Annotated in this window: 1 protein-coding gene; it reads right to left on the minus strand. The window is 34.0% G+C overall.

Features of this window, described 5'->3' with window-relative positions:
• Positions 1-193: 193 nt before the first annotated feature.
• On the minus strand, positions 194-1,775 hold a 1,582-nt coding region (locus O9324_RS16810), incomplete at its 5' end, for a glycosyltransferase 87 family protein (protein WP_288140783.1).

Below are 1,775 nucleotides of genomic sequence, written 5' to 3' on the forward strand. Positions count from 1 at the left end.
ACTTAAACCTTCCTGTCAATAACATATAGGGATTATAAAAATGATAATTGCGTAAATCCCAACTAACATCTTGACCTAAAATAACCGAGATAATTCCCAAAGCAAAAAAGTAGATAATTGCCCAAAATAAGGGATGAGAAATTGGAAAACGTTTCAGGGTTGTCATCATTGATTACCTAGTTTTCTAGAGTATTTAAGTTGAAATTTTTCCGAGTTTACAAATTGAGTATTTTTCAATAGCAGTTATAAAAGGTTGACAATTATTGCGATCAATAACAAGTTTACGCAATTCTAAAGCTGCTTGCTTAGATTTTTCCCTATCTAATTCTTTTAGTTCAAAATTGACCTCTAGTAAATACAGCGATGATTCGGGAGTTTTATCGATAATCTCTTCTGCTATTTTACTCATTTTGGTATGAGGACTTAACCCAAAATTACCAGTAATACGCAGGAAGCGAGTATTACTAGGAAAATAGGGAACCACATAGCCGACTGGTTCTCCTCCCCAGAGAACAATTACATCATCTTGATATTGTACCAAAGCTTGTCTATCAATACTAAAATAGTTATCCGACCAAGGTATTCGCCACCAATCTAGGGGTTTAACAGTAGCTAAAATTAAAACAAAAATCCCCAGAGTTACTAATAATACTGGGTTTCTTTTAGGATAGAAATAGGCAACAATTAAGAGAATTAAAATGGGGGTAATTAACTCTAAAACTATGAGATAGCGATAGATAGAAAATTTAATTAACCAAATAAAGTAAGCGGTCAAATAAAAGGGTAGTAAAAAGCTTAAATTTGAGGTATAAATTAGGCTATTTACAGGAAAAGTTAATTTTTTGTTACCATAGCGATAAAGAATAAAACCCAGCAATATTACTATGAGAATATAAGCGATAGCAAAGCGAGATTCTTTAAATTTAAGTTCAGCTACTAAGGTTTGTTCTTGAGCAAAATAAAAAGGGTAAAATAACCATTGCCAAATGTCTCTAGGCAAAAATCGCAGGTCTTGCAAATTGACATCGGTTTCTATATAAGGAGATTGAAAAATTTTATTAAAGAAGGGAAAAAGAGGATTAGCAAACTTTGTCCACATTAGGATTATCCAATAACCAGCAGTGAGACTAACCCCCACGGCCATTGAGAGAATTGATAACATGAGGTTACGCAATTTATCAGGCCAAGAATTAGGTAAAAAATTAATGGCTATCAAAAAGCTGATACTATATAAAGCATTGGTTAATTTTAATCCCGTTGCCAATCCTAATAAGAGTCCAGCTAAAAGAATATTTTTAGAGGGAATTGGCAGATTTTTCCCGAAACTACTAACTATAAAAAATAAGCCTCCCAGAACGAAAACACTGGTGGTATTATCACCAATACTGGTTCCTAACTCCGAGATATAGGCTGCCCCAAAAATACTGGTAATCGCTGCCGCTATGCTTAAAGTTATCTTGTATCTTTCCGAAACTTTATCTAGGGAATGATAGGTGATTAGGTGAACTAACCACTGATTTAACCCGTGAAATCCTCCCATTAAAAAACCCACGACAATCGGAGGCAATTTCAGATAATAAATAGCGACAAATAAGGGAACATCGATGAGGGGATTAAAAAAAGTTTGTATCTGCGCGGGTAGGACATCATACTTAAACCTTCCTGTCAATAACATATAGGGATTATAAAAATGATAATTGCGTAAATCCCAACTAACATCTTGACCTAAAATAACCGAGATAATTCCCAAAGCAAAAAAGTAGATAATTGCCCAA

The sequence above is a fragment of the Microcystis sp. LE19-84.1B genome (genome assembly GCF_027531875.1).
Taxonomy (GTDB): domain Bacteria; phylum Cyanobacteriota; class Cyanobacteriia; order Cyanobacteriales; family Microcystaceae; genus Microcystis; species Microcystis panniformis.